This window comes from Pseudomonas lactucae, assembly GCF_016937615.1.
GTDB classification, from domain to species: Bacteria; Pseudomonadota; Gammaproteobacteria; order Pseudomonadales; family Pseudomonadaceae; genus Aquipseudomonas; species Aquipseudomonas lactucae.
Genome location: NZ_JAFHKI010000048.1, coordinates 44,781 through 51,102, shown reverse-complemented (window position 1 = coordinate 51,102; position 6,322 = coordinate 44,781). Strand labels below are relative to the sequence as shown.

The following is a 6,322-nucleotide window of genomic DNA, read 5'->3' as shown; positions in this document are numbered from 1 at the left end:
CTGGCCATGGATGAAGGCGAAATCTTCAACATGTACCACGAGATCCCATCCGTCGCGAAGAAAGCGGCTTGGGGCCTGAAATACACCCGTTCGATCTCCGATCCGAAGTTCGAAACCGGCACCGTCGACACCGACAAGGAACTGCTGCGCAACCTGGTCGCCTACTACTGCGTGCTGGAAGGCATCTTCTTCTATTGCGGCTTCACCCAGATCCTCTCCATGGGCCGCCGCAACAAAATGACCGGCGTGGCCGAGCAGTTCCAGTACATCCTGCGTGACGAGTCGATGCACCTGAACTTCGGTATCGACGTGATCAACCAGATCAAAATCGAAAACCCACACTTGTGGGATGCCGAGATGAAGGAAGAAGCGACCCAGATGATTCTGCAGGGCACGCAGCTGGAGATTGAATATGCGCGGGATACCATGCCGCGTGGGGTTCTGGGGATGAATGCGGCGATGATGGAGGATTACCTCAAGTTCATTGCTAACCGTCGGTTGTCGCAGATTGGTCTTAAGGAAGAGTACCCAGGGACCACCAACCCGTTCCCGTGGATGAGCGAGATCATGGACTTGAAGAAAGAGAAAAACTTCTTCGAGACCCGTGTGATCGAGTACCAGACCGGCGGCGCGCTGAGCTGGGATTGATCAGCATCCCACATTGGGAACGCGGTGTTCCATAAACTTTGCACATTGCCCTTATGCCCAACCAAACCATCAAGACGCCGTGCGTCGGCCTCTGCTCCACCGTTTACGGTGACCTGGTCTGCCGCGGCTGCAAGCGTTATCACCATGAAGTGATCCAGTGGAATGGCTACAACGCCGAAGAAAAACAGGCGGTGTGGCTGCGCCTTGAGCAATTGCTGGTGCAGGTCATGGCCAGCAAGCTGGAAGTCTTCGACCCGCAACGCCTGCGCCAGCAACTGGAAGACCGCAAGATTCGCTTTGTGCCGCACCAGTCGCCGTATTGCTGGGCCTACCAGTTGATTGCCAGGGGCGCACGGGTGATTTCCAAGCTGGATGCCTATGGGTTGGCGCTGTTGCCGGAGTTTCGCGAGCGCAACCTCACAGACCTGCGCGACGCGATTGATCGGGAGTTCTTCCTGCTCTCCGAAGCGCATTACGAGCGGTACATCGCACCTGGTTTTCTGCGTGAGTCCTTTGGGCCAGCCTTGATCGCCACGCTCTGAGCAACAACCGCGCTCGATTGTGTTTAAAATGCCGCCCGCTCAACGACTGACGCTCAACGATGAACCCAGACGCACTCGCTACCCTGCACACCCACCTGCTCAACGCCCTGGCCAGCGCCCCGACTGAAACCCGGCGCCTGTTCCACGGCCGTGGTCGCTGCTGGCCAGGGCTGGAGCAGTTGACGGTGGACTGGCTGCAAGGCGTCGTGCTGGTGGCCCTGTTCAAGGAAACCGAACACCTGCAAGCCTTGAAGCAGCAATTGTTGCAGTTCGACTGGGCGCGCTTCGGCGCCCATACCGTGGCCCTGCAACACCGCTACCTGCCGCAAAGCACCACCGAGTGGCTGGTGGGAGACGCCATCGACGAGCTGACCATCACCGAAGGCGGCCTGCGCTATCTGATCGACCTGGGCAAAAAACAGAACAGCGGCCTGTTCCTCGACATGCGCTATGGACGCAATTGGGTGCGCGAGCAGGCCAAAGGTCAGCACGTACTCAACCTGTTTGCCTACACCTGCGGGTTCTCGGTGGCGGCCATCGAAGGCGGTGCCGAGCATGTGGTGAACCTGGACATGGCCCGTGGCGCCCTGAGCCGTGGTCGCGACAACCATCGCCTCAACGGTCATGACCTGAGCAAGGTGACGTTTCTGGGCCACGACCTGTTCAAGTCCTGGGCCAAGGTGACCCACGCGGTCCGTATGACCTGGTGATCATCGACCCGCCGTCCTTCCAGAAAGGCAGCTTTTTGCTGACCAAGGACTACCAGCGCGTGCTGCGCCGCCTGCCGGATTTGTTGTCGCCGCAGGGCACGGTGCTCGCGTGCATGAACGACCCGGCCTATGGCGAAGACTTCCTGATCGACGGTGTGACCCGCGAAGCGCCGGGCCTGCGCTTTGTCGAGCGCCTGAAAAACCCGCCGGAATTTCCAGATATTGACGCGCAAAGTGGCTTGAAGGCGCTGGTATTCCGCCAAGGGTGATGCCGAAACGTCCTACGCTTGCTACGCTAAGCGATACGCCGGGCGGTGAACCTTATGCCCCCCTTCCCGGTCGATACCTGCATTCCCCGGCCAGACTCGACCGCGTTACGCCGTCGGCTGCCCCGTTTGACCTTTTGGAGAACCGCCCGTGATATCGACCCTGCATGTAGCCAGAATAAAAGCCTGGGGCGCCCACGGCTTTACCGCCACCGGCGTGGTCCTGGCTTTTTTGGCCACCCTGGCGTTGCTGGAGAACTCACCCAAAGCCTGCCTGCTCTGGCTGGGCCTGGCGCTGGTGGTGGACGGCGTCGACGGTTCCCTGGCGCGACGGGTGAATGTCAGCACGGTCTTGCCCAGCTTTGACGGCTCGGTGCTGGACCTGGTGATCGACTACCTCACCTATGTGTTCATTCCCGCACTGTTTATCTACCGCTACATCGACCTGCCGGAGTTCACCCACCTGTTCACCGTGTCGGTGATCCTGGTGTCGTCATTGTTCTGCTTCTGCAACGTGAACATGAAGAGCAAGGACAACTACTTCGTCGGCTTCCCCGCCGCCTGGAATGTGGTCGCCCTGTGCGTGTACATCATCCAGCCAGAGGCCTGGGTGACGCTGCTGACCGTGATCGGCCTGGCGCTGCTGACCGTCACGCCGATGAAGTTCCTGCACCCGTTTCGGGTCAAGCGCTTTATGCCGATCAATATCGCGGTAACCACGATCTGGCTGCTGTGCAGCTTTCTGATGGTGGTCGATTACCCGAATACCAACCCGTGGACGTTCGGGTTGTGGTCGCTGATGTCGGCGTATTTTCTGGGGATTTGCGTGTGGCGCACGGCGCTGGAATGGTTGGGCACCCACAAATAACCCAGTGAACACAGGTCAAATGTGGGAGGGAGCAAGTCGAATCGTCGCACCGCCCCTCCCACATTTGGATCTCTTACATTCGGAAGGTAAGATGGCGCCCCTCAGCAGCCCCGCCAATCATAAGCCCATCCCATGCCCTTCGAACTCAGCGTTGACCTCACCACCCTCGCCATTCTCGCCGTCGTGGCCTTTATTGCCGGTTTCATCGACGCCATCGCCGGCGGTGGCGGCCTGCTGACCACGCCTGCCCTGCTCACCGCCGGCATGCCGCCGCACCTGGTGCTGGGCACCAACAAACTCAGCTCCACCTTCGGCTCGGCCACCGCCAGCTTTACCTTCTACCGCCGCAAGCTGTTCCACCCGCGTCAATGGGTGCATGCCATCGTCGGTACGCTGGTCGGCGCGCTCGTCGGTGCTGTGGTGGCGCACTACCTGCCCGCCGAAACCCTGAACAAGATGCTGCCGGTGATCGTCTTCGCCTGCGGCGTCTACCTGCTGTTTGGCGGTACGCCCAAAGCGCCATTGGACGCTGACGCGCCGATCAAGAAAAAATGGCAAGCCACCCAGGGCTTCGGCCTGGGTTTCTATGATGGTGTGGCCGGCCCCGGCACCGGGGCGTTCTGGACGGTGAGCACGATGCTGCTCTACCCCATCGACCTGGTCAAAGCCAGCGGCGTGGCGCGCAGCATGAACTTCGTCAGCAACGCGGCGGCCCTGTCGGTGTTTATCTTCAACGGTTCGGTGGACTGGATCGTCGGCCTCGCCATGGGCGTGTCGGTGATGTGTGGGGCGTTCTTTGGCGCGCGCAGCGCGATCAGCGGCGGCGCCAAATTCATTCGCCCGGTGTTTATCACCGTGGTCCTCGGCCTGACGGTGCGCCTAGCCTGGCAGCACTGGTTCAGCGTGGCCTAAGCGGCGGGCCAGGTAGAGGTCGATCAGGTAGCGCGCAATCGAACGTGACGCCGGCAACGGCGGCAGGTCATGGATGTTGAACCATTGCGCGTCCTCGATCTCATCGGCCTGAGGCACGATATCGCCACCGGCGTATTCGGCATGAAAGCCCAGCATCATCGAATGGGGGAACGGCCAGCATTGGCTGCCCATGTACTGGATGTTCTTGACCTCCACCTGCACTTCCTCGCGCACTTCGCGGATCAGGCAGTCCTCGGCCGACTCGCCCGGCTCGGCAAACCCCGCCAACGTGCTGTACACGCCGGTGACAAAACGCGGCGAGCGCGCCAGCAGGATCTCATCGCCACGGGTGACCAGCACGATCATGCTCGGCGAAATACGCGGGTAGCTGCGCAGGTCGCAGGGCTGGCAATACATGGCGCGTTCCCGGGCAACCTGGACCATGGCCTGGCCGCAACTGCCGCAGAACCGATGCTCACGCGCCCAGGTGCCGATCTGCGCCGCGTACCCCAACACTTTGTACAACGCGTGATCGCCCTGCAGCATGAAGCCGCGCAGGCCCTGCCAGCTGCACCCCGGCACCTCGCTGGCGGCGTCGAGTTCCAGCAAGTACACCGGTTCGCCGTCGAGGTGGCCGATGCCGTGTTCGGCGAACACCGGCAGGTCCTGGCGCTTGAGCCATTCGCGGGGGAACAGCGGGCCGTTGGTATCATGCAAAAAGCCGTCGCGGCTGCGGGCGACGGCCCAGCCGCCGGGGGTGTCGTTGTCCAGCAGCGTTGTGGTAATCCAGCCTGGGGTCATGTCAGTCAATCCACGAAGTCGGGTTTCTGCTTGCTCATATGGGCCGTGATGGCCACGCGCAGGTCGTTGGATTGCAACATAGCCGAGTTCCAGGTGGCAACGTATTCCAGACCATCATTGACCGTATGGTCACGCATGTAGCTGATCATGGCCTTGGTGCCGGTGACGGCAATCGGCGACTTGGCGGCGATTTCAGCGGCAATCTCCATGACCCCGGCCAACAGGCTTTCGTGATCGGCATAGACCCGATTGACCAGGCCGATGCTGCGGGCTTCTTCGGCACCGAACTGGCGGCCGGTATAAGCCAGTTCGCGCAGCATGCCGTCGCCAACGATGCGCGGCAGCCGTTGCAGGGTGCCGACGTCGGCGGCCATGCCGATGTCGATTTCCTTGATAGAGAACTGCGCACCCTCGGCGGCGTAGCGCATGTCACAGGCGCTGATCAGGTCGATGGCGCCACCGATGCAATAGCCGTGGATCGCCGCCAGTACCGGCTTGCGGCAGTTGTCGACAGCGTTGAATGAGGCTTGCAACTCTAGAATCTTGCGTCGCAACAGGCGGGCATTGCGCCCCACATCCTTGCCGAATTCATTGGCCACCGACGCCAGCATCATCAAGTCAATGCCCGACGAGAAATGCTTGCCGGCACCGCTGAGCACCACCGCACGCACCGCGTCGGTGTCGTCGACCCATTGGAAAATGTCGATGATCTCGGTCCAGAACGCCGCGTTCATCGCGTTGATTTTTTCCGGGCGATTGATCTGCACATGGGCAACGTTGCCGGTGAGTTCGACGACGAAAGCTTGGTATTCGGACATGGCAGTGATCCCTGGCTGGCGAGTGATAAGGCCCGAACTATAACAAGGGTGCAGGACGGCGCATCGGCCAAAAGCGGGACTGGCAAAAAATCCTGCCAGGCGCCATCCTTGGCGCTTTAAGCCGCCCCGCCCGCGGCGCTCGACGTTTTAAGGAAATGCCATGCACGCCCAACCCCTCACCCCCGCCGATTTCGAGCTTATCGAAGACACCCTGCTCAAGTACGGCGATGATCATTCGGTGCTGAACCTGGCCGAACTCGACGGTTACTTCACCGCGCTGGTGTCGAGCCCGACGCAAGTGGATATCGCCGAATGGTTCCCGGCCATCTGGGGCGGGCAGAACCCGGAATGGGAAAGCATGGACCAAGCACAGCGTTTCCTCGAGCTGTGCGTACGCCACATCAACACCCTGGCGGCACAATTGGCCAACAACGCCCAAGACTTCAAGGCACGCTTCGATGACACCGAACATCAAGACCAAATCGTGACCCTGGCTGAAGAGTGGTGCTTTGGCTACATCCGTGGCGCAACGATCGGCAATTGGCCGCAACTGCCTGTGGAACTGGCCGCGCAGTTCGAGAAAATTTCCTGGTGCGCCGAACAGGACAACTTCGAGTTGCCCGCAGACCTGGACGTGCAGGCCCACCAACAGCGCGTCAGCGAGATCGAACCGGCGGCGCGGGCGCTGCATGATTACTGGTTGAGCCAGCGCTAAACCTCGACAAGCACCGCACCTTTGGCCGATTATTCGGGTCCG

Annotated in this window: 7 protein-coding genes and 1 pseudogene; 6 read left to right on the top strand and 2 right to left on the bottom strand. The window is 60.8% G+C overall.

Features of this window, described 5'->3' with window-relative positions; all coding sequences use genetic code 11:
- The 5 genes and pseudogenes from JWR98_RS09530 to JWR98_RS09510 form a co-directional block, all read left to right on the top strand.
- On the top strand, positions 1-648 hold a 648-nt coding region (locus JWR98_RS09530; RefSeq protein ID WP_139271538.1), incomplete at its 5' end, for a ribonucleotide-diphosphate reductase subunit beta.
- A 53-nt stretch (positions 649-701) separates the two neighbouring features.
- On the top strand, positions 702-1,190 hold the full coding sequence (locus tag JWR98_RS09525) for a DUF1289 domain-containing protein (RefSeq protein ID WP_042944623.1): 489 nt from the start codon (positions 702-704) through the stop codon (positions 1,188-1,190).
- A 59-nt stretch (positions 1,191-1,249) separates the two neighbouring features.
- Positions 1,250-2,169, top strand: a pseudogene (locus tag JWR98_RS09520) (class I SAM-dependent methyltransferase).
- 148 nt (positions 2,170-2,317) lie between these two features.
- Positions 2,318-3,034, top strand: coding sequence for a phosphatidylcholine synthase (gene pcsA / locus JWR98_RS09515; RefSeq protein WP_003173708.1), 717 nt, complete (start codon positions 2,318-2,320; stop codon positions 3,032-3,034).
- 132 nt (positions 3,035-3,166) lie between these two features.
- Entirely contained in the window at positions 3,167-3,946 is a 780-nt protein-coding gene (locus JWR98_RS09510; RefSeq protein ID WP_078733090.1) for a TSUP family transporter, read from the top strand.
- On the opposite strand, the gene nudC is transcribed toward JWR98_RS09510, so the two are convergent.
- Positions 3,914-4,747 (bottom strand): NAD(+) diphosphatase, encoded by an 834-nt coding sequence (nudC, locus tag JWR98_RS09505; protein ID WP_078733089.1) that lies wholly within the window; start codon positions 4,745-4,747, stop codon positions 3,914-3,916. The two genes, JWR98_RS09510 and nudC, sit on opposite strands and share 33 nt — an antisense overlap.
- Positions 4,748-4,752: 5 nt before the next feature.
- Positions 4,753-5,565 carry a crotonase/enoyl-CoA hydratase family protein gene (locus JWR98_RS09500; RefSeq protein WP_205489840.1) on the bottom strand — a complete coding sequence of 271 codons (813 nt, stop codon included), beginning with the start codon at positions 5,563-5,565 and terminating at the stop codon, positions 4,753-4,755.
- Positions 5,566-5,725: 160 nt separating this feature from the next.
- On the opposite strand from JWR98_RS09500, the gene JWR98_RS09495 reads away from it, so the two are divergent.
- The gene (locus JWR98_RS09495) at positions 5,726-6,280 is read left to right on the top strand and encodes a UPF0149 family protein (RefSeq protein ID WP_078733087.1); all 555 of its coding nucleotides are present in this window, start codon (positions 5,726-5,728) and stop codon (positions 6,278-6,280) included.
- Positions 6,281-6,322: the final 42 nt, after the last annotated feature.

Excerpts from the sequence above, each read along its gene's own strand:
- JWR98_RS09525 (WP_042944623.1), top strand. The coding sequence starts at position 702 with ATGCCCAACCAAACCATCAAGACGCCGTGCGTCGGCCTCTGCTCCACC.
- JWR98_RS09510 (WP_078733090.1), top strand. The coding sequence starts at position 3,167 with ATGCCCTTCGAACTCAGCGTTGACCTCACCACCCTCGCCATTCTCGCC.
- nudC (WP_078733089.1), bottom strand. The coding sequence starts at position 4,747 with ATGACCCCAGGCTGGATTACCACAACGCTGCTGGACAACGACACCCCC.
- JWR98_RS09500 (WP_205489840.1), bottom strand. The coding sequence starts at position 5,565 with ATGTCCGAATACCAAGCTTTCGTCGTCGAACTCACCGGCAACGTTGCC.
- JWR98_RS09495 (WP_078733087.1), top strand. The coding sequence starts at position 5,726 with ATGCACGCCCAACCCCTCACCCCCGCCGATTTCGAGCTTATCGAAGAC.